Genomic DNA, 20,946 nt, shown 5'->3' on the forward strand with positions numbered 1-20,946 from the left:
CGCCCGCCCCGCAGGACCCCGCGATCCTCGCCATGCCGGCCCAGCCGTCGCTGGCCGCCGCCCGCGTCGACATCCCCGAGGCCGCGGCGCTGCCGGTCGGTGTCGCCAACGAGGCGGGCCTGCAACCCAAGGCGGTCCTGGCCGCCCGCGCCATCAGTCAGCAGTTCCCGCAGATCAACGAGATCGGCGGGGTGCGGCCGGACTCCAAGCCCTGGCATCCCAGCGGGCTGGCGATCGACATCATGATCCCGAATTCGGGCAGCGCCGAGGGCATCGCGCTCGGCGACCAGATCATGGCCTATGCGATGGCCAACGCCGCCCGGTTCGGTCTGCAGGACGTGATCTGGCGGGGCACCTATTACACGCCCGCCGGTCCGCAGGCGTCCGGGTACGGGCACTTCGACCACGTGCACATCACCGTCACCCGCTGACCCGTCGGGCGGACACCGCGGGCGGCCGCAGTGCCGAGCCGACCAGATGGCGGCGGAGCCGGGCGTCCGATATCCGGAACAGGTGACCCATCGCCAGCGCGGTGCCGGGCAGATCATCGCGGGCGGTCAGATAGGTCCAGCGGTGCGCGGCGGGCAGCGTGAAGAACGTCTCGAAGAACTGCGGAACGTCGTCCGCGGGCATCCGCAGCAGGGCCTCCAGTCCGATCCGGCGGAGGCGGTGGATCGCCCGGGCCGATCGGGACCACACCAGGTCGCGGCCCGCCCTCAGTGCGGCGTCGGGGCCGTCGGTGAGGTGGGTGGCGAAGGCGCCTGCCAACTCCGGCGCGAGCTGCAGGGACGCCGCGACACTGAACCCGGTCGCCGGATGGACCAGTGGCGCGGCCGCGCCGAACCCGAGCACTCCGGCCCCGGTGTGCCTGGGCTGATCCAGGGGAAAGGACACCTTCTCGGCCCGGGCGTCGTCGGGTATCGCGATGCCGTGGTGGGCGAGCCGGGAGTGCAGCCGCCTGCGCAGCGTCGCCAGGGGCAGGCCGGGCCGGCGGGCCAGCGAGGTCTCCTCCACCAGCATCTGCCCGGCACCGAGCGGGATCGCGTACAGGAAGGTCGGCCACCCGGATTCACCGTGATCGGCGCGCCAGTCCATGAACAGCGCCTCGCCGGGTTTGGTCAGTGCGGAGACGGATTCGGCATCCAGCACCACACCGTAGGCGGTCTGGGCGGTGCCGCCCGGTTGTGGCGAGCGCGGATCGAGCGGACGGGACCGCCCGCCCGCGTCCACGATCACCGCCGCCCGCAGCCGGGTGCCGTCGGCCAGCGCGACCTCGCCGCGACCGGGCGCCCCGATGGCCCGCCCGGTGTACACGTGCACCCCGGCGAGCCGGTCGGCCAGGTGAGCCTGCAACGCCGGGACATCCAGGACGGCGTACTCCCAGCCCAAGGCGTGCTCGGTGAGCGCGACGGCCCGGCCGTCGGCACGTGCCGCAACCACCGATTCGGGAAGATCGGCGGGTAGCTCGGCGCTCCACATCCCGTAGGTCGCGATCCACGGGCGCTCGGGGGCGGTGTCGACCAGCCCGGTGTCCAGCCCGACCCGTGCGCAGGCACCTGCCAACGCCATCCCGGCGGGCCCACCGCCGACGACCAGTACGTCCATCCGGGTCAGCTCGGTGAGAACCGGTCACCGAGGCTGATCGTGCCCTCGGTGACCACCTCGAAATATGCTCCGGCACAGGGCAGCCGGCCCAGGCCGAAGGAATCGACCAGGTTCTCCCGGGCCGGGGTGCGCAGCGCGTGGGCGGCGCGGTCCAGGTCACCGTGCGCCAGGGTCGGGATCACGCACCGCGGCGTGGCGCCCATGCCCCGCAGCTGTGCGGTGCCCACACCGAAAGTCTGCCCCGTCCAGTCGTTCTCGGTGTAGGCGGGATGACCCGGGGGTGTGGTGATGACGATGTTCGGGCGGTACCGCAGGCCCTCGGTGCCGATCTGCTCCAGCGTGGCGGTGGTGATGACGTGCAGCGGGGCCAGGTCGACGAAGGAGTCGCCGGGCGTCGCCTCACCCAGTTCGAGCAGCGGCGCGTCCACGACGGCGTCCAGTCCGCGGTCGAGCACCTGTTCGGGATCGGCGCGCTCCAGGCTGGCACCCGCCGGCCGCCGGTCGGCGACCCGCACCGGCCGCGCCACCAGCTCGGAGAGCGCGTCGTCGAAATCGGCGTCCCCGGGCGTCAGCTGCCTGCCGTCGGGCAGTCGGACGCGCACCCGGTCCCCGTCCAGGCTGGCGGTGCAGGTGAGCAGCGTGCGCCACAGCCGCGCCTGTTTGGCGCTGGCCACCCGCCCGGTCTCGGCGTCGATCAACGCCAGCCGACGATCCCCCGCGGCGCCCTCGTGGTTGACCTCGAGCGTGGCGACGGACTCGCCGAGCATGGACTTGACCGGGTAGCGGTACAGACTGTCCACGTGCAGCGCGGATTCGGTGGCCATACTCGAACACTACGACGGCGGTGGGGGCCTCAGCTCGCCAGCGGGGTCAGCGTCGCCGGGTCCACCGTCGGCAGACTCAGCCGCATGTCGGTCACCCGTAGCGAACCGAACGAGGTGAGGGTGGCGTAGGTGGTCGATGAGGCGACCAGTTGCACCGTCACGGTCTGGCCGGGACGCAGGGTGTGCGCGACCGGCTCCAGCGCGATGGTCATCGAGTGCGGCTGCCCGTCCAGGGTGACGGGGACGGGGGTGATCTGGTTGCCGAGCACACGGCCGGTGGAGTTGTCCACCAGTTGGGCGTAGACGTGCCGGGCGGTGCCGGTCCCGCTGTAGCTCAGCGTCAACTGCGGCGCCCCGACGACGTGTGTCGTGGTGGCCGACACCGGTGAGCGCAGATTCAGCGCGTTGGCGGCCTTGGACGCGCCGAACGGGATCACCCCGAGCATCGGGCCCGAGCCACCGAGGAAGGGCAGCAGCGGCAGCGACCCGCCGGAACCACGCGACTCGATGGCGGTGCCCGGGATGGTCGGATAGCTCTCGGAGGCGTAGAACTGCCCGCGCTGGTCGACGAACTCGAACTGCGGACCGGTCACCGCGGCGGTGTTGCCGTTGACGTATCGGTCGAGCCAGGCCAGGGTGGCGCGCTGGATGAGCACCCCGTCGGTCGGGTCGAAGAGGTCACCGCACAGGCCGTGCCCGCCGCAGTACCAGATCACCTTCGTCGGAACGCCATTGGCGATCAAAGTCGATGCGGTGGTGTCGGCCTCCTGTAGCGAGAACAGGGTGTCGACGGTGCCCTGGATCAGCAGGGTCGGGGCGGTGATCTTGCCGACGAGCTCGCGCGGGCCGCCGGGTCCCAGTTGGGCCAGCCGGGCCTGCTCGGCCGCGGTCTGTCTGCCGGTCAGCACGCCGTAGATGGTCGCGGGCAGGATGGCGGGGTTCGGCCGGGTGAACAGGGTGATCCCGGCGGTCAGGATCGCCGCCCAGCTGCTCTTGAACGCCTGGTTCTGGTACGTGGCGGTGTTCAGGGTGTTCCAGGTGATCGCGGGGACGATCGCATCGATGCGCGGATCCGTTGCAGCGCTGACCAATTGGATGCCGCCGCCATAGGAGGCGCCGGTCATGCCGATGCGCGGATCCAGCACCCCCGGGTCCAGGCGGGCCTCCGGCAGGGTGGCCACCCAGCTGATGATCGTCGACACGTCCTTGGCGTCGAAGTCGGGGGAGTCCTGCTCCAGCCGCCCGCCGGAGCTGTGCTCGCCGCGGGGGTCCCAAGTGACGACGTTGTAGCCGGCGGCCCGCAGCGTGCCGGTGTACACCAGCCCCGAGGTGTCGGCGATGATCCCGTCCAGCAGGGTGGGGCCGAGGTTCGTCGCGCCGGGCAGCAGCAGGCCGGGGCCCTGCAGGATGGTGGCGGCCTTCTCCCCGGGTTTCAGGCCGGCCGCGGGCATGAAGTGCGCGTTGATGCGAGTGCCGTCGAACGAGGTCAACATGACGTCGCGGGGGCGGGGCGTGCCGGCGGGCCGCCCCCACTCCCAGGGATAGCCGACGATGGGGTGCAGCAGATCGCTGACCACCGGAATCTGGTTGATGACCGCGACGATCGGCGTGACGAAAAGAGGCCCGAGCACCGGTATCCGCTGGAGCGGTTCGAGCAGTGGTGTCTTGGGCGTCGCGATCACCGGGGCGTGGGTCACCGGGTCGATGACCACCGCGGCGCCGGTGCTCGGTGCCAGGGTGCTCCTGCTCGCCGCGGCCAGCATGGTCCACGACAGGGGGGTGTCGATGGGCGCCGTGGGTCCGGTCCCGGCGGTCCGCACCGTGCGCGGACGCACCAGCGCCGTCGGGACCTCTGCGGCCGGTGTCGGCGCGAAGATGACGGGGTCGGTGGACTCCGGCGCTGTGCTTGCTGAGTCGACGGGCTGGGTGTCACCGGGCTGGTTGTCTTCGCGCTGAGTATCCGCGGGGCGAACATGTTCGGCGCCAGGCATTTCCGCCAGGTTCTCGTCCGGTCCCGTCTCGTCGGGTCTCGTCTGCTCTGTTGGCGCTGTTGCCTCTGTTGTCTCGGCCGGTTCGTCCTGCTCGGTCTTGGCGGACTCGGATGCTTGGGGCCGGTTCTCCGCGGGCCGGGTCTCGTCGGGTTTGGATTCGGGTTCGGTCCGAGCATTGCCGTCGTGGCGAACCGACACCGCGCGAGGCTTCTTCGCCACCGGCTTCTTTTTCGGAACGAGCGACGCGGGCTTCTCGGTGTTCGCCGGGCGCTCGGCGCCGGTGGTGTCGGCGGCGCCCGATGACGGTGCCGACTCGCCCGTCGTAGACGTGGTGTCCCGGCTGCCGGACGTCTCGGCCGGCGCGGCCGACGCGATCCCGGTGCCGCACAGTACCGCTGTGCCGATTCCCAGCGCTGCGGCGAGCCCGCCGACCCTGCCGATGTGGGAAGCCGTGCTGACGCGGGTCATGGCAGGGCTCTCCAGTCAGTTGGCGGGGAGTTTGCTGGGCACGTGATGTACATCACAACACGCGGGCCGTGGTCGGGCAAGCCGGGAAACGCAGCGCGGGGCGGGCTGGCATGCTCGACCCGTGGATAGCGCCTTGGCGGGGTTGCGATTGAAATCCACGACGGTGACTCTGCGGCGGGCCCGACGGGCCGATGTGCCTGAGCTGGTCGCGATGCTCGCCGCGGACCCGGTGGAGCCGGCCGGCGGCGACCTGGCCCCTTACTACGCCGCCTTCGACGTGATGGACGGGCAGGAGCACGAACTCCTACTGGTTGCCGGCCGGGGCGGCGAGGTCGTCGCAACGCTGCAGTTGACGAGCGATAACGCGCGGGTCGACGCGCACCGGTTCTACCAGCGCCTGAAGTTCATCGCCTCCCACACCGGCTTCAAGCTGTCGCTCCCGCGCTGACCGGGACCCCGCGGGGACCTCGGATCTGTTCGGGGACAGTCCGTTTTGCGCGGGATTCAGCATGTATCCGAAGTCGCGTCAGGGCTGACAGCACCCGCGTTGTGAACCCCGCCGAACGACCGGGCGGCGTCAGGCCGTGCGGGCACTCCATTCCGCGGTCCGCGCGGGCGTCGCCTCGGCGAGCGCCCTGCGGGTGTCCTCGGCGTCGAAATCCTTGCCGTACACCGGTGTCCCGGGCTGTTGGCGCCACGACTCGGAGATCGGGCCGGCGTCGACGGGGTCGAAGCCGAGTTCATCGACGACCCGGTGCACCAGCTCACGACCGGGGCCGTCCTCGCCCGCGACCGGCAGTGCGATGCGATCGGTTGTGCCACTGGGTGTTCCGCGTTCGAGCAGATGCTTCCAGAAGATGCCGTTGAACACCTTGTAGACCGGGGCCCCGATCTGCTCGGCCACCCAGGCGCTCTCGACCTGCCCGTCCTCGATCGGGGTGATCTCGCCGTCACGCTGCTGGGGGTAGTAGTTGTTGGTCTCGATCACCGGCGCACCGGGCTTGCGGTCATCGACGATGCCGTCGGCGAGGTCGGGGACGTTCTTCTGCGGGATGCTGAGGATGACGAGGTCGGCGTCGGCCGCCGCGTCCTTGGCCCATACCGCGGTCGCGCCTGTTTCGGCAGCGAGATCGGCCAGCGTCTCCGGTGAGCGCGAGTTGGACACGTTCACCTCGTGTCCGAGTTCGCGCAGCCGGCGCGCCAGCGTCCCGCCGATATGTCCTGCGCCGATGATTCCGATCTTCATGCGTCGCCTCCTGTTGATGTTGGCCTGTTTCGCACCAACGGCGCGAGCGCGGGCCTTGTTCCGAGTAGGTCGCACCGAATCGGATATCTCCGCGCTTCATGCACCGCGGAGCCAACTCCGCCCGCTATCGCAGTCCTGAGCACGCAATCGGTGTGAGTTCCCGGACCTCGGTGGCGATGATCAGTCCGGGATCGAAACTCGCGTGGTCGTCGAGGAAGTCCTGGCTGTCGCGGTAGGTTGCTGCGAGCCGCTGCGGATCCGCTCCGGGGCGATAGCCGACGAGGGCGATCACCCGGTGTGGTTCTGCGGCATCGGTCCACACCCCGTGCACGTCGATGCCGTAGGCACGCAACGTGCGGATGTGGCGCGGCCAGAACTCGTCGATGTAGCGGTTCAGCGCCGCGGCGTCGGCCAGGGTGTAGGTCCGCAGTTCCACCAGTCGAGTCTCTGCTGCCGGCGCCACGCACACCATGCAGGTGGCGGGGGATCGGGAGTAGGGCTGGCGGGAATGGCGGTCACGCCACGCTGGCGTGAACATTATGTGCTTAATGTGGCCGATGCGTCGCGGTGCCCGGACGATGGGAACCACATCGCCGAGCGGAAGGTCAATGCGTGACGGTTTCGACGCAGACAACCCAACGACCCCGGAAGCCGCACTGGTCGCTGGCCCGGACCTGGCTGTTGCAGCCCGGTGTTCCCGACGGTGCCGACCTGTTCGACGCTGCGGTGGCGGGTGGCGCGGACGCCGTGGTGCTCGACATCGAGGACGGCCTGCCCGATTCGCAGAAGGCTGCCGGTCGTGCGGCCGTCGCCGAATGGTTGGGCGGCGGGCATGCCTGGGTGCGGATCAACAGTGTGGCCACGGCAGCCTGGTCGGCCGATCTCGACGCGGTGGCCGCGGCACCCGGTCTGCGCGGCGTGATGTTGGCCAAGGTGGAATCCGGCGACGATATCGCTGCCACTGCGGCGCGGTTGCCTGCCGGCACCCCGCTGGTGGCGCTCGTCGAGTCGGCGCTCGGCATTGAGGCGGTCTCCGAGATTGCGCGCACCCCGGGTTGTCACCGAATCGCATTCGGGCTCGGCGATTTCCGCCGGGACACCGGGATGAGCGGGGATCCGGCGGTGCTGGCCTATCCCCGCGCCCGACTGGTGATCGCCAGCCGCGCCGCACAGTTGCCCGCCCCCATCGACGGTCCGACCCTGCGGGATCAGTCGCGTCACCTGGCCCGTGAGACCGAGGTTGCCAAGGCGGCGGGAATGACCGGGCGGCTGTGCCTGGATTCCGGGCACGCCGAGACGATCAACAGCCTGCTCAGCCCGTCGGCGCTGGACATCGACGAGGCCCGCCGGACGCTGGCCCGGTTGGATGCGCCCACCGGCGCGTACGACGGCAGCGTCGGGCCCACCCGCGCCCGGGCTCAGGCGGTGTTGGATCTCGCCGAGAAACTCGGGTTGGTCCAGTAGGTCAGGGGTGCAGGTTCCACTGGCCGACATCTGAGGCGAGCACGTCGTTGACGTCGACGCGGCTGCCGCCGACCAGCGGTCCGGGATTGGAGGCGGTGTCGATGATGCGTTGGTACAGCACGGCCGCCGGATGGATCTGGCCGCCCGACCAGGACCGGGTCTGCCACACCCACGCCTTGCCCGGGGTGCTGGAACGTCCGACGACACCGCTGGCGATGGCCCATTCGCAGGGGCGGATACCCGCGTAGATGCCGGTGCGCATCTGGCCGAGCACCGAATTGATGCCCCGGAACCATTGCAGCGCAAGGGTGTCCCACGTGTTGCGATCGATATCGTCATCCACGCTGAAGTACACCGGAGCGGTCTGTCCGCCACCGGCCGCGGTGTGCAGCTGCCAGGCGGTGCGGGCGTCGGCGACACCGCCGGCGAAGCCCCGGGTGAAATCCGACGGTGCGGTTCCGCCGGGTTTGCCGTACTGGTAATTGCTGACGATCACCAGCCCGGCGGCGGTCAGCGATTGGGCGTAGGGCAGCGTGATCGGCTTGGCGCCGAACGACGAACCGGGCCGCGAGGTCGACACGTAGTTGATGACGCCGGCGTGCCCGGCCGCCCGGATGTCGGCCGCCGGGATCTGGCGCGCGGCGAAGTCGATGAGGGTGGGCGCTGCGGCGGAAGCGGACGGGGCGCCCGCGGTCGCGGCACCGAGCCCGGCCAGCGCCGTCGTCGCCGCGGCGTAGCGCAGCGCGTCACGCCGGGAGAATTGCACGGCGCGATGTTAACAAAGTGACAGTTGTTCATCGGGCAGCCTCGCCGACGCCTGCCGGTGTCACACATTGACCCGCCATCTCGTCAGGGGAGAGGACCACCGGACGATCCAGACTGTCCGGACTACCGAGAAGGAGGGGCGCCAATGCTCCCGCACGTGAACATCAGCAAGCAGTTCGCCGAACCGTACAAGACCTTCGCCGCGCTGGACGCCCAGGTGAAGTCAGCCGTCGAACAGGCGGGACTCTCGGTTCTCCTGGCCGAGCTGGTGAAGATACGGGTGTCCCAACTCAACGGCTGCGCATTCTGTCTGCGGATGCACACCCGCGACGCACTGGCCGCCGGTGAGACCACCGACCGGCTCGCCGTGCTACCCGCGTGGTGGGAGTCGCAGTACTTCACCGATCAGGAGCAGGCGGCGCTGACTCTGGCCGAGCGGGTCACCCGGATAGGCGACGAACACACCGCCGCGCCCGCCGCGGTCGATGTCGAGACGGCGCTGACCGCGCAGCAGATTGCGGCGGTCACCTGGCTGGTGGTGGTCATGAACGGGTGGAACCGTATCGCGATCGCGAGCCATTATCCGGTCGGTCCCTAGAGCCCATGTGGACCTGAACCCGGCCGGGCGACTCCGAGACGGGAAGCCCTGTGCACATGTCGAGTGCGGGCGGCAATCTTATCCACGCAGCGGTTGACGTCACCGAACCCGCCGTGACACAGGACTTCCCGTCCGATGGCGCTGGTATTCACTGTGCAGTTGTCAAGGTGCGGTGCAGTTCTGGGTCACGCGGCGGTGGGTAGGTCGGTCATGGTGCGTCGATTGTGTGAGCGCAGATGCTCGGGCTCGGGCTCACCTGGCTTGTGCGGTGGTATGAACCAGGGATAACGGTCGCGGCCGAGGTACACCGTCCAGCCGCCGTGGTGGATGAGACTGTGGTGCAGCCGGCACAGCAGCACCCCGTTGTCGAGGCTGGTCTCACCGCCTTCACTCCAGGGTTGGATGTGGTGGGCGTCGCACCAGGACACCGGCCGGCCACACCCTGGGTGCGCGCAGCCCCCGTCGCGGACGCCCAGTGTTTTGCGGATCGCCGGGGTGAACAGCCGGTCGGCGCGCCCGACATCGAGTGGCACCCCGGAGTAATCGACAATGACATGGGTCAGCGTGGAATCGCACGCGATCAGATCCGCGGTCGCGGCACTGACCGGCCCGCCGAACCCGAGGGAATCCACGTGGTCCTCACCGCGCTGCCCCGGGCGAATGAGCGTGACATGCGGTAGTACCCCACCGGACATGGGTCGCGTCGACTGCGACAGATAGGTCCGCAGGATCTGCCCGACCGCATCACCGCGGCGTTTGTCGATCGGGCGGGGGTCCGGTGACCCGTCCGGCAGCGGGACCGGCCGGCATAACGGATCCAGCGCCGCACACAATTCTTCCCCGGTCCCGACGTCGAGGTTGAGGGTGGCCTCGTACCGGCCCTCCTCGCCCAGGACCAGGGTCATCGTGTTCAGGTCGGCGTCCTCGGCGACCGGCACCGCGCGTTCTTCCAGAGGTAAGTCTGCGGTGCGGTCGATCCCGATCGCCCGCGCCTTCTTACCCACCTCAGCCGGGGTCGCCTGGATCATCAGTTTGGTCACCACAGCGGCCCGATCCTGATCGGACAGTTCGGTTCTGGCATTGATGTGGGTGACGCCCTTGCCGACGGCGTCGGCGAACTCGATGCTGATCCCACCCAGCCGTTGCGCGGTGGTCAGCGCCGGCAGCAGATGCGCTGCCCGGCCCACCCGCACCGCCCGCGCCGCCGCACCCGGGGCCATCCCGAGCAGCGCCAACAGGTCGGTTCCGGTCTTCAAATGCCGCCTGGCCGGGATCCCGGCCCGCTCCGCAGCCGCCACCGCGGACGCAACAACAAAGGCGAGCAGATTGCCCGCCGTCACCGCCGCAGCCAACACCGACAACAGCGCCTCGTCATCAACCACCGGCCGCGGACACTCGAACAAATGAAACAACGTCCGATCAGCAGCATCGTCCGGCACCTCAGCCGGGGTGAGGTCATCGATCAACGCATCAACAAAACAACTCACATCGGTGGCGTCCATAGTGGATACCGGCTTTCACACTCGGTGCCCGAGGGCACGATGAGGCAACACATGCCTGGTCCCGCAGGACCAGGGCAACCTTGCCGCGACCGGGGCCACGGTCTGGCGCTCACCGGGTACTGATCGGGAGCGATGTTGCGTTCGAACGTGTGTTCGATTATACATCGAATCGCCGACCAGTGCAAGCACTTTGCGCGATAGGGGTGGCACATCATGGCCGGATCGGCCCGCGCCACCGGCCAACCCGCTACAGCCTGGTGAACGGCGCCGCGTAACGGAAGAGGCCCGCCTGGCCCTCGTACGCTGTGAGTGTTCGAATCTGAAAGTAGTCACCCCACAACGGGTCTGGCGCCATCACCCCGGCCGTGGCGGCGGGAACAAACCCGAAGCGGCGGTAGTAGGCGGGCTCGCCGAGCAGGCACACCAGCGATTCGCCGAGCGCGTCGGCGGCGCCCAGCACACTGTGCATGAGCGCCGCGCCGACTCCCGAGCCCTGGTGTTGCGGCGCGACACTGAGCGGTCCGAGGCCCAGTGCCGGTGCGCCATCGACGTCACCGCGGGTGGCAACGACGTGTCCGATGATGCGTGCGTCGTCGACGGCGACCAGCGAAAGGCCGGGTATCCAGCCAGGATCGGCACGCAACCACGCAATCAGCGCCACTTCGCCAGGCGGCCCGCCCGGTTCGACCGGCGGGGCGCTGCGGGCGGCCTCGCTGAAGGCGGCCGCAGTCACAGCGCTGATGGCCCCGATGTCATCAACGGTTTCGCGTCGAACGATCACGCACGAACCATCTCCCCAACGGGCAGCTTCGTCAACCGAATTGCGCGGCTCGACCGATCAGGACGGTTCCGCCGGTGTCACATCGGTGCCGGACCCCTTGGTCGACGCCTTTGCCCGCTTCTCGGCACGCACCGCGCGCTTACCGCGCACGTAACCTGTCGCCGAGACGGCCGCCGACAACAGCGCTGCCTCGCCGCCCACGAACGGGTGGAATCCGACACCGGCGCCGCCGCGTCCCTTGACCGGGATATCGGCGACTTCGGTGACCTTCCAGCCCTTTTCGGAGATCGACAGGATGGCCTCGCCGTTCTGGCAGGACAGCGGCAGCGCGGCGATCACCTCGTCGTCCTCGCCCGAGAGCTTGACCCCGGCAACCCCGTTGCCCGCGGCACCCTGCGGATTCACCGCGGCCGGATCGATGCGCAGCACCTTCCCGCGGCGCGTCACCAGCGCCAGGTGATAACCCTCGGCCAGCACGCCGGAGCGCAGCAGGCCGGTGATATCCGGCGCTACCGGGATATCGCGGATCTTGAACGGCAGGCCGTTGCCATTGGTGAACTTCACGCGTCCATCGGTCCACACCGCCCAGCCCAGGCCGGCGGTCAGCAGATCACCGTGACTGTCCGAGAACACCCCGCGGTCATCCAGGCGCCAGGCCGCGTTGACCTTGCGCTCGCGGGGCCCGTCCTCGTCAGCACCCGCGGTCACCGGGGTGGCCTCGGTGTCGAGCACGGTGCGCCGGTCGAACTCGGGCCCCTTGAACAGCTTCGCGGTCTCGACCAGCTCCTTGTCGATCACCTTGCGGCGCGCATCGGGATTGGTCACCAGCTCGGTGAGCTCGGCGAACTCGGCGTCCAGCTTGTCCGCCTCGGCCTGCAGTTCGATCACATCGAGCTTGGTCAGCCGGCGAAGTTGCAGGGCCAGCACGTAATTGGCCTGTTCCTCGTCGATCTCGAAGCGTTCCTGCAGGCCCCGGCGCGCATCGTCGACGGTGTCGGAGCCGCGGATCACCGCGACGGCGGCGTCGATGTCCAGGTGGATCTTCATCAGGCCGGCCACCAGATGGCGCCGCGCGGTGACCCGCTCCAGCCGGTACTCGCTGCGGTGCAGGACCACCGAATCCCGCAGATGCAGGAAGGCGCCGATCAACTCGCGCACATTCCACCAGCGAGGCACCCGGTCCTCGTCGAGTGCGACCAGGCTGGCGGCGAAGGTGGACTCCAGCGGAGTCAGCGCCAGCAGTTGATCGCGGATCTGCTCGGCGCTGTAACCGCGCTTGGCGGTGACGACGATGCGCAGGCCGTTGCGGCGGTCGGTCAGGTCCGACATGTCGGCGACACCGGACATCTCGCCGGACTCCACCAGGGCCCGGATCCGTTCCTGCACAGTGTTGCTCGCGACACCGGGCGGCAACTCGGTGATCACGCAGTTCTTGCCGTCGACGCTGACGGTGCCACGCACGGTGAGCTGGCCGCGGCCGGTGGTGATGTACTCACGCAGCCCTGCGGTGCCGACAACGGTTGCCCCGCAACCCCAGTCGGGACCCGGGATCAGCTTCATCAGGGTGTCATCGGTGGTGTTGGGCCGGGCGAGCAGGGCCCGGCAGGCCGCCATGACCTCGCGCGGATTGTGCGCGGGCACCTTGGTGGCCCAACCCTCGGCGATGCCGACCGCACCGTTGCACAGCAGCACCGGCCACTGCGCGGGCAGCATCGTCGGTTCGGTCCACTCGCCGTCGAAGGTCTGCACCATCGGGACGGCGTGGTCGTTCAGCTCGGCGGTCAACGCGGCGCCCTGCGCCGACAACCGCATCTCGGTGTAGCGGTCGGCGGCCGGGATATCGCCCTGGATGCGGGGAAAGGCGCCCTGCCCGTCGATGACCTTGACCCGCTGGAATTCGGCGGCCATCAACGCGGCCGCCCCGTACATCGACGCGCCACCGTGCGGATGCAGGTTGCCGGTGACCGCCGAGCAGATCTTGGACGACTTCTGCGGCTTGTTCCCGGGCTGCAGGCCCGACTCGTGCATCTGGTAGAGCAGGCGGCGCTGGCCGGGCTTGAGCCCGTCGAACGCCGACGGGATGGCGCGGTCGCTGACGCTGTACAGCGCGAAGGTCAGCTGATAGTGGTTCCAGTAGTCGTCGGCGCTTTGATCGAGCACCAGATCGGGGTTCTGTTCGGGAACGTCGAGGGTGGCGGTCACGAAAATCTCCTATGTCAGGTCGAGTGCGGAGGTGTCGACGCGGGCGGCCACATCGGCCATCCACGTGCGCCGGCCCTCGGGCGGCCCGCCGAACAAGGTGTGGTGCAGCTTCTTCTCGCTGTCATCGGGGTGCAGCCGGATCACGGTGCGCCGCTCCGGATCCAGCACGGTGTTCCAGAAATCATCGGCGTCCATCTCGCCGAGACCCTTGTTGCGCTGCACCTCGACCTTGCGCTTGGACCTGGCCTTCAGCTCGGCAACGGCGGCGTCGCGCTCGGACTCGTCCTGACAGTAGATCCGCTCGGTGCCGTCCTTGACGACGAACAGCGGCGGCAGCGTCACGTACACCATCCCGGCCTCGACGAGCGGGCGGTAGAAGTCCAGGAACATCGAGATCAGGCTGGAGTTGATGTTGCCGCCATCGGGGTCTGCGTCGGAAGCGAACAGGATGCGGTCATACCGGCACAGTTCCGGATCGCAGTTGTCGCGCAGTCCGCAGCCCAGGATGCGTTCGATGGAATCGAACTCGTCCTTGACCCTGGCCTTGCTGATCGCGAAGCCATACACGTTGGGCGGCTTGCCTTTCAGCGGGAAGGCAGCCTGGAAGGTGGCGTCGCGGGCCGCCTTGATGGTGCCCAGCGCCGAATCGCCCTCGCACAGGAACAGTTCGGCGCCGGACCCGCGGCCGGTCTCCCGGCTGGGCAGCAGCTTCGGCGGCAGGGAGAGGTTGGTGCCCAGTCCCTTGGCCTTCGACGCCGCCCGGGACCGGGCCTTGGCACCCTCGGCGCTGCGCCGTGCCCGCGCCGACTCCAGCGCGAGCTTCGTCCAGAGCGACACGGTGTCGCCGTTGGCCGGGTTGGCGGCCCAGATGGTCACGCTGCGCGCCACATCGGGGGCCATCGCCACGTTGAGCGACCGCGAGGACACCGCGGTCTTGGCCTGCGAATCCCAGGCCACGTCTGGGGCGCGGGTGTCGACGGCCAGCGCGGTCACCGCCACGAAATCCTGTGGCTCCGGGCCGTCTTCGCCCTTGGCCAGCCCCAGGTCGCGGATCCGCGACGCGCGGTCGGCCAGCGCCTCGGACAGGCCCTTCATCGCGGCCGTCAGGTGCGAGCCGCCGCCGGGGGTACGCACGGTGTTGCAGAACGCCGCGACGGTGGCGGGCTCGGCGGGGCCGGCTGTCAGCGACCAACGGAACGGTGTCGGCCCGCGTCCGGTGGTGTATTCGCCGCGGCCCTCCACCACGGCGCGCACGGCAGGTGACGGGGTGCCCGCAGCGGTGCACATCAGATCGAGCAGGGTGTCGCTGCCCCACGGGCCGTCGAACGGTTCGAGCAGCGACGCCGGGATCTCCTCGCCGGGCCAGCCCTCGTCGACCACGGTCAGGTGCACACCGGGGGACATCCGCGCGGCGGCGTGCGCGCGCAGCAGCACCTCGCCGACATCGATGGTGGAGTCCGGCACCACGGCCTTGTCGAACAGGATGCGGACCTCGGTGCCGTGCGCGTCCGGCTTGCGATTGCCGGTGCCGCGCAGCTTCTGGGTGTCGGCCCGGGTGAACGGCGCCTCGGGGTCGAAATCCTTGCCCTCGAACGTGCCGGGGTATCCGGCGCCGAAACTCTGCAGATAGGTCTTGCCCGCGCGGCGCACCGTCACATCGGTGCGTGCGGAGATGAAAACGGCTGCCGCGGCGCCGATCCCGTTGAGGCCGGCGCCGGTGCTGGCGGCATCGGTGTGTGCGGAGAACTTGCCGCCGGCGCGCGCGGTGCCCAGCGTCTTGACGATGCCGTTCTTTCCCGTCACCGGGTCGGAGTCGACGGGCAGGCCGCGGCCGTCGTCGGCCACGCTCACCGAGCCGTCGGCGTGCAGGGTGATGGTGACGGTCGACCCGCCGTGGCTGGGATCGGCGACCTCCTCGATGGCGTTGTCCACCAGCTCGCGCAGGGCGGTGTTGAGGACGTCGAGGCCCAGGTTGACCGCCGGCCGCAGACGGGTGTGCTGGACATCATCGAGTTCGGTGATGTCTGCGGCGTTGTAACTCACTGCTCGTTCTCTCCATCGGGGCCGGGGGTGCCGGGGAAAGCGTAGTCCGCCTGCCCGACATCTCCGCGCATCCGAGCCGGGTGGGCGGCGGGCGGCGGGGAAAACATCATGCGTGGTCAGCCAGTGTGAGACCGGTTACAGCGGGCCCGGCGGCGGTCGGTCGTGGATGCCGGTGCCGTACACATGGGTCAGCCGGTGCCGCCTGATCAGCTCGCCCGCGTCCGGCAGCACCGGGTGCGGGCCGACGGTGTCCACGGCCAGGCTGCGGATCCGCCGGTTGAGCCGCCCGGACGCCCGACTGATCTCCCTCCAGTCCCAGTCCCGTGGGTCGCCGTACTCGGGATAGTTGCCTGCCCACTTCTGGGCCCTGGTCGGCGAGTTGTGGTTCGTTGTGCTCCAGCGCAGCTCGTGTCCGACGAAGAAGGTCCCGAAGCTCAGTTGGATCAACCCCCAGCCGCCGATCACGTCGCGATCCAACAGCGGGCGGCCACCGGCCGCCGTGACGTGCAGCATCAGGTGCGTGCCGTACGGCGCCGCCGGCACCGCGGCGGGTTCGTCGAAACGCCGCACCGGTGCGTTCTCGGCATGCATCTCGTACACCGCGAACTCGCCCTGGGCGAAGACGGTGTCGATGACGGCACGGTGGTCCTCCCCCTCGGCATAGAAACGTAGGTGCGGCACCGGCCGATTATCGCCGCGGATCGCTCAGCCGTCGTCGCGGCCGCGAGACTCACGCAGTTGCCTGCCCTGCGCGATGTCGGACTCCTCCTTGGCCTGGTTCTTCTCGGTGACGCGGCTGTCCCGTGGCGGCAGCTGGAGCTCGCGCTCGGCGGCGATGCCGGCCTGCAGTTGTCGGCCCCGCTCGAGCTCGGCGTCCAGTTCGGCGCCGAACAACAAGGCGAGGTTCGTGATCCACAACCACAGCAGGAAGACGATGACGCCGGCCAGCGCGCCGTAGGTCTTGTTGTAGCTGCCGAAGTTCGCGACGTAGAAGCCGAATCCGACGGAGGCGACGACCCAGATCAGGATGGCGGCGGCGGCTCCGACGCTGATCCAGCGGAATTTGGGCTGCTGGACGTTGGGGGCCGCGTAGTACAGCACCGCGACCGCCCCGATCACCAGGACCAGGATGACCGGGAACCGGGCGATGTTCCAGGTCGTTTGGGCCGCCGGACCGAGCCCGACGGCATCACCCACCGCTCCGGCGATGGGGCCGCTGATGGCAAGCATGAATGCGACCGCCGCCGCGGAGACCAGGCCGGCGAAGGTGAGCAGCAGCTGGATCGGCCGCAGTTTCCAGACGGGCCGGCCCTCCTCGACCTCATAGATGCGGTTCATCGCGCGGCCGAACGCGCCGATGTATCCCGACGCCGACCACAGTGCGCCGGCGATACCGATGACGAGCGCGAGCCCGGCCGACGGTGCCTCCACGAGCTGCTGGATGGGCGCCCGCAAGGTGTCCACCGCCGAGGACGGGCCCAGATCCTCGACGATCTGCAGGACGGCGTCGGTGGTCCGTTTTCCCTGACCGAAGACACCGAGCAGGGACACCATCACCACCAGCGCCGGGAACAGCGACAGCACGGCGTAGTACGTCAGCGCCGCGGCGAGGTCGGTGCACTGGTCGGACCCGAACTCGCGGGCCGTTTTGCGCAGGACGTAGAACAGCGACGGCTTGGTCAGGTCCGCCGGTGAATCGGGTTTGGCCGGGTCGTCGGGGTCGGGTGCGTCATCGGGATCCGGTTCGGCGGCCGTCACCGCGGGGGTCGGTACGGACCAGGTGACGGGGGGTGGCTGAGGCGTGGCGCGCCTGCCGAGCAGGACGCCGGCCAGCAGTCCGCCGACCAGGGCCACCAACGTCTTCATCACGGACACTCCCGAGATCGATGGGTTCGGAACGGATCGAGGACATGCCCGCGGGTCGCCACCGCGAAACAGCACCGTTTCCGCACCCGCCGTCGGGGAAACCACCGGGGTAGCGTCGAACAGAATCTGGAGGATCCGATGAGCACGCCGACCGAATCGAATGCACCCGTCCTGCTGTACGACGGTGTGTGCGGGGTGTGCAACGGTGCCGTGCGGACGATCCTGCGCTTCGACAGCCGCGGGACCCTGCGCTTCGCCGCGCTGGACAGTGACTTCGCCCGCGACATCATCGCCCGGCATCCGTACCTGGCCGACCTGGATACCGTTGTGTTCGTGCGTGATCCGGGGTCGTCGCGGGAAACGGTGAGCACCCAGTCGGCGGCGCTGTTGCAGGTGGCCGATTATCTGGGTGGCTTCTGGAAGCTGGCGCTGGCCGCGCGGGTCATCCCACCCGCCGTCCGGGACCGGTTGTATGCCGCGTTCGCCACGGTGCGCTATCGCGTCGGCGGACAGTACGACACCTGCCCCATCCCGCCGCCCGAGGTGCGCAGTCGATTCGTCGACGCCACCTACGGGTGAACCGACAGTCGCTTCGCCCGCTTGCCGCCCCTGGGCCAGAAGTAGCTGCCAGGCTTGCGCGCCTCCTTGGCCAGGAAGCTCAACGTCCCGGCACAGACCGACTCCTTGATGGTCGCTGCCAGCCGGCCCCCGATGTGCATGCCGATCGCGGTGTCGTCGAAACGCGACAGTTGGATGGTGCCCGCATGCCGGCCGAGGCTGATGCACTGTCCCACCGAGGCCGGGTTCAGCACGCCGGGCTCCCGTCCGTCGATATGCGCCAGCACGGTGTCGGCCGCGTGCGATGCCAGCGGCATGGCAAGCTGGCAGCTCATCCGCAGCGGAACCGCCGACGGGGAGGCCGCATCCCCGGCCGCCACGATCGCCGGATATCCGACGGCGGTGAGCGTCTCGTCGGTCAGCAGGCGCCCCAGCGCGTCGGTGGGCAGCCCGCTGGCGGCAGCCAACGTCGGCACGCCGAACCCGGCCGTCCACACCGTGGCCGCGGCGGGCACGTTCCGGCCGTCCGTCAGCGCCACGTGATCGGCGGCGACGGCGGCCACCTTCGCGTTCTCCACCACGGTGACACCGAGCTTGTGCAACCGCTTGGCCACCGACCGGCGACCGCCGCGGGCCAGCGATCCCCCGAGCACATCGGTGACCAGCGTGACGGGCCGGCCGGCCTCGGCGAATTCGGAGGCGGCCTCAATACCGGTCAGACCGCCCCCGACGACCACGATCGGCGCCGCGGCCGGCAGGCTCGCCATCCGCTCGGCCAACCGCTGGGCCGCCTCCAGTTCGCCCAGCGGATAAGCGAATTCGTCGGCGCCGGGAACGGCCGCGGGCACCGGTGCGGTGCTACCGACGGCGTAGATCAGATGGTCATAGGCCACCGCCGAACCGGATGCGAGCAGCACCTTGCCGGATTCGGCGTCGATCCGATCGACACTGTCGACGATCAGGCGCACCCGGTCGGACAGGATCGTCGCGTAGTCGGCCACCGCGTCGTCGGTACCCGCCACCAGCTGGTGCAACCGGATGCGTTCCACGAACTGCGGGCGGGGGTTGATCAGCGCGACGTCGACATCCGCGCGTTGCAGCAGCCTGTTGGCGGCCAGTACACCGGCGTATCCGCCGCCGACGACGACGATCTGGGTGGTGGTCATCGAAATTCCTCTCCTCGGTCCTGGTATGACGACCGTGTCATCCGCGGTGTGGGTCAGGGACCACGGAAAACCCGTAGTCCGCTACCGGCTACGGCCCGCGGCCATGTTTCCCGGACCCGGTATCAGGGCACCTGAGGTCTCACCATGGCCAGCCATCCCACATTCGGGGTCGAGGAGGAGTTCCTGCTCGCCGACCCACAGTCCGGCGAGCCGGTACCGCTCAACCGGCGGGTGGCCGCCCTCGCGGCGGACGCCGGGGTCGATCTGCAGCTCGAACTCACCAGCTGCCAGGTCGAGACCGCCACCGAGGTCGCCGACGATGCCGCCGACCTGCTCGCCCAACTCACCCGGTTGCGACGCGTGGCCGCCGATGCCGCCGATGCCGCGGGCGCGCGCCTGCTCGCCGTCGGGTTGCCACCGACTGTGCCGCAGCATTTCCCGATCACCGACAAGCCGCGTTACCACCACATCGCGGAACGATTCGGGATGATCGCCCACGAGCAGGGCATCAGCGGATGCCATGTGCACGTGGCGGTTCCGGACCGGGACACCGCCATCACGGTGAGCAACCGGCTGCGCCCATGGCTGCCGCTGCTGCTGGCGCTGACCGCCAACTCGGCGATCTACCGGGGGGCCGACAGCGGCCACGCCAGTTGGCGCCATGTGCTGTGGTCACGGTGGCCCAGTGCCGGGCCGCCACCGCATTTCGGGTCGGCGGCCGAGTACGACGCCGCCGTGCGGGTGATGCAGAACACCGGCGCGATGCTCGATGACGGCATGGTCTATTGGGATGTGCGGCCGTCGGCGAATTTCCCGACCGTCGAGGTCCGTGTCGCCGACGTGCCGGCGACCGTCGCCGACACCGTCCTGCATGCCGTGCTGACCCGCGCCGCGGTGATGACGGCGCTGGACGAGGAGGCCCGCGGCGTCCCGGCACCGCGGATTCCCGAGCACGTCCTGGACGCGGCATTCTGGCGATCTGCGCGCGACGGGCTCACCGGGGAACTGGTCGACTCCTACGCAACCGGGCACACCGCACCGGCCGAGGAGGTGCTGGGGGCCTTCGTCGACCGCCTCGGCCCCGCGCTGCGTGCGGTCGGCGACGACGGTCTGGTCGAGGCCGGGATGCGCCGAATTCTGCACGGCGGCAACGGCGCAATGCGGCAGCAGGCCGCCTGGCGACGTCGTCGGGAGGTCACCGATGTGATCGACGCGGTCGCAGCGGCCACCGTCGAGGGCTGTTAGGCGTCGAACAACCGCGCCGCCAGAGCCAGTAGCGGGGCGTGCAGGGACCGGACGTCGCCGGAATCACTGTCGGCCAGTTCATGGGTCACCAGCGAGGCGATGGCCGCCACGAGCGCACGGCAGGCGAACCGCCCCTCCTCGGTGTCGATCCCGAAGACGCCCTGCACACCGTCGACCGTGCGCTGCTGCAGCTGCATCCGGGCGTGTAGCGCCTCCGGGCCGGCGGCGTAGACCTCGATGAGATAGACCCGCGCCATCGCCGGGTCGCGGGCCAGGGTGTCCAGGTAGTTCGTCAGCACCGCGCTGAACACGTCCATCGGTGTGGCCTTGGCCGGCAGTGTGCCCGCCGCCTCGCTGACCCGGTGGTGGATGCGCGCATACGCGTCCAGAAAGCAGGCCTGCTTGCTGTCGTAGTGCTCGTAGAACGTCTGCTTGGAGACCTTGGCGCGCTCGGTGATATCGGCCACCGTGGTGCCCGCGAACCCCTTGACCTGCATGACCTCACCCAGCGCGGTCAGCATCCGGCTGCGTTGGTCGGCGGCCACCTGCGCGCGGGTCAGGTTGTGCCGCCCAGGAGGCAACTTCGCCGACAAGCTCCACCCCCGCGTTCGCATGTCTCATT

General features: G+C 69.5%; 19 protein-coding genes and 1 pseudogene. 6 read left to right on the plus strand and 14 right to left on the minus strand.

Features of this window, described 5'->3' with window-relative positions; genetic code table 11:
* Positions 1–431, plus strand: a pseudogene (locus BST17_RS19225) (glycoside hydrolase); the annotation flags it as partial.
* Here BST17_RS19225 and BST17_RS19230 read toward each other — a convergent pair.
* From BST17_RS19230 to BST17_RS19240, 3 genes are read right to left on the minus strand one after another with little or no spacing between them, the layout of a single operon-like run.
* Entirely contained in the window at positions 421–1,605 is a 1,185-nt protein-coding gene (locus BST17_RS19230; protein WP_083060505.1) for a lycopene cyclase family protein, read from the minus strand. The pseudogene BST17_RS19225 and the gene BST17_RS19230 sit on opposite strands and share 11 nt — an antisense overlap.
* Before the next feature lie 5 nt (positions 1,606–1,610).
* Complete coding sequence (locus BST17_RS19235; RefSeq protein ID WP_083060506.1) at positions 1,611–2,429, minus strand: MOSC domain-containing protein; 819 nt, start codon at positions 2,427–2,429, stop codon at positions 1,611–1,613.
* Positions 2,430–2,458: 29 nt separating this feature from the next.
* Positions 2,459–4,888 carry a S15 peptidase family protein gene (locus tag BST17_RS19240; RefSeq protein ID WP_234807733.1) on the minus strand — a complete coding sequence of 810 codons (2,430 nt, stop codon included), beginning with the start codon at positions 4,886–4,888 and terminating at the stop codon, positions 2,459–2,461.
* Between the two features lie 121 nt (positions 4,889–5,009).
* On the opposite strand from BST17_RS19240, the gene BST17_RS19245 reads away from it, so the two are divergent.
* Entirely contained in the window at positions 5,010–5,336 is a 327-nt protein-coding gene (locus BST17_RS19245) for a hypothetical protein (RefSeq protein WP_234807734.1), read from the plus strand.
* 129 nt (positions 5,337–5,465) lie between these two features.
* On the opposite strand, the gene BST17_RS19250 is transcribed toward BST17_RS19245, so the two are convergent.
* Together BST17_RS19250 and BST17_RS19255 are read right to left on the minus strand one after the other, a co-directional pair.
* The gene (locus BST17_RS19250) at positions 5,466–6,209 is read right to left on the minus strand and encodes an NADPH-dependent F420 reductase (protein WP_083060507.1); all 744 of its coding nucleotides are present in this window, start codon (positions 6,207–6,209) and stop codon (positions 5,466–5,468) included.
* A gap of 49 nt (positions 6,210–6,258) precedes the next feature.
* Positions 6,259–6,570 carry an NIPSNAP family protein gene (locus BST17_RS19255; RefSeq protein ID WP_083060508.1) on the minus strand — a complete coding sequence of 104 codons (312 nt, stop codon included), beginning with the start codon at positions 6,568–6,570 and terminating at the stop codon, positions 6,259–6,261.
* Positions 6,571–6,746: 176 nt separating this feature from the next.
* Here BST17_RS19255 and BST17_RS19260 point away from each other — a divergent pair, with 176 nt between their 5' ends.
* On the plus strand, positions 6,747–7,598 hold the full coding sequence (locus BST17_RS19260; RefSeq protein ID WP_083060509.1) for an HpcH/HpaI aldolase/citrate lyase family protein: 852 nt from the start codon (positions 6,747–6,749) through the stop codon (positions 7,596–7,598).
* Position 7,599: 1 nt separating this feature from the next.
* Here BST17_RS19260 and BST17_RS19265 read toward each other — a convergent pair whose 3' ends face one another.
* A complete protein-coding gene (locus BST17_RS19265; protein ID WP_083060510.1) occupies positions 7,600–8,364 on the minus strand; it encodes a DUF1906 domain-containing protein in 765 nt (254 codons plus the stop codon).
* A gap of 144 nt (positions 8,365–8,508) precedes the next feature.
* Here BST17_RS19265 and BST17_RS19270 point away from each other — a divergent pair, with 144 nt between their 5' ends.
* Positions 8,509–8,961, plus strand: coding sequence for a carboxymuconolactone decarboxylase family protein (locus tag BST17_RS19270; RefSeq protein WP_083060511.1), 453 nt, complete (start codon positions 8,509–8,511; stop codon positions 8,959–8,961).
* Between the two features lie 185 nt (positions 8,962–9,146).
* On the opposite strand, the gene BST17_RS19275 is transcribed toward BST17_RS19270, so the two are convergent.
* From BST17_RS19275 to BST17_RS19300, 6 genes are all read right to left on the minus strand, one after another.
* On the minus strand, positions 9,147–10,343 hold the full coding sequence (locus BST17_RS19275) for a DUF222 domain-containing protein (RefSeq protein WP_308214700.1): 1,197 nt from the start codon (positions 10,341–10,343) through the stop codon (positions 9,147–9,149).
* A 367-nt stretch (positions 10,344–10,710) separates the two neighbouring features.
* On the minus strand, positions 10,711–11,244 hold the full coding sequence (locus BST17_RS19280; protein ID WP_083060513.1) for a GNAT family N-acetyltransferase: 534 nt from the start codon (positions 11,242–11,244) through the stop codon (positions 10,711–10,713).
* A gap of 57 nt (positions 11,245–11,301) precedes the next feature.
* Positions 11,302–13,446, minus strand: coding sequence for a DNA gyrase subunit A (locus tag BST17_RS19285; RefSeq protein ID WP_083060514.1), 2,145 nt, complete (start codon positions 13,444–13,446; stop codon positions 11,302–11,304).
* 9 nt (positions 13,447–13,455) lie between these two features.
* A complete protein-coding gene (locus tag BST17_RS19290; RefSeq protein ID WP_083060515.1) occupies positions 13,456–15,489 on the minus strand; it encodes a toprim domain-containing protein in 2,034 nt (677 codons plus the stop codon).
* A gap of 135 nt (positions 15,490–15,624) precedes the next feature.
* Positions 15,625–16,170, minus strand: a complete 546-nt coding sequence (locus BST17_RS19295) for a hypothetical protein (protein WP_083060516.1) — start codon at positions 16,168–16,170, stop codon at positions 15,625–15,627.
* Positions 16,171–16,194: 24 nt separating this feature from the next.
* Positions 16,195–17,355 carry a YihY/virulence factor BrkB family protein gene (locus BST17_RS19300; protein ID WP_234807735.1) on the minus strand — a complete coding sequence of 387 codons (1,161 nt, stop codon included), beginning with the start codon at positions 17,353–17,355 and terminating at the stop codon, positions 16,195–16,197.
* A 138-nt stretch (positions 17,356–17,493) separates the two neighbouring features.
* On the opposite strand from BST17_RS19300, the gene BST17_RS19305 reads away from it, so the two are divergent.
* Positions 17,494–17,934 carry a thiol-disulfide oxidoreductase DCC family protein gene (locus tag BST17_RS19305; protein ID WP_083060517.1) on the plus strand — a complete coding sequence of 147 codons (441 nt, stop codon included), beginning with the start codon at positions 17,494–17,496 and terminating at the stop codon, positions 17,932–17,934.
* Here the strand turns inward: BST17_RS19305 and BST17_RS19310 are convergent.
* Positions 17,925–19,079: an NAD(P)/FAD-dependent oxidoreductase gene (locus BST17_RS19310; RefSeq protein WP_083060518.1), complete on the minus strand. Its 1,155-nt coding sequence runs from the start codon at positions 19,077–19,079 to the stop codon at positions 17,925–17,927. The two genes, BST17_RS19305 and BST17_RS19310, sit on opposite strands and share 10 nt — an antisense overlap.
* 144 nt (positions 19,080–19,223) lie before the next feature.
* Here BST17_RS19310 and BST17_RS19315 point away from each other — a divergent pair, with 144 nt between their 5' ends.
* Entirely contained in the window at positions 19,224–20,324 is a 1,101-nt protein-coding gene (locus BST17_RS19315; protein ID WP_083060519.1) for a glutamate--cysteine ligase, read from the plus strand.
* Here the strand turns inward: BST17_RS19315 and BST17_RS19320 are convergent.
* Positions 20,321–20,938, minus strand: coding sequence for a TetR/AcrR family transcriptional regulator (locus tag BST17_RS19320; RefSeq protein ID WP_083060520.1), 618 nt, complete (start codon positions 20,936–20,938; stop codon positions 20,321–20,323). The two genes, BST17_RS19315 and BST17_RS19320, sit on opposite strands and share 4 nt — an antisense overlap.
* Positions 20,939–20,946 lie beyond the last annotated feature (8 nt).

The organism is Mycolicibacterium bacteremicum, from assembly GCF_002086115.1.
GTDB lineage: Bacteria > Actinomycetota > Actinomycetes > Mycobacteriales > Mycobacteriaceae > Mycobacterium > Mycobacterium bacteremicum.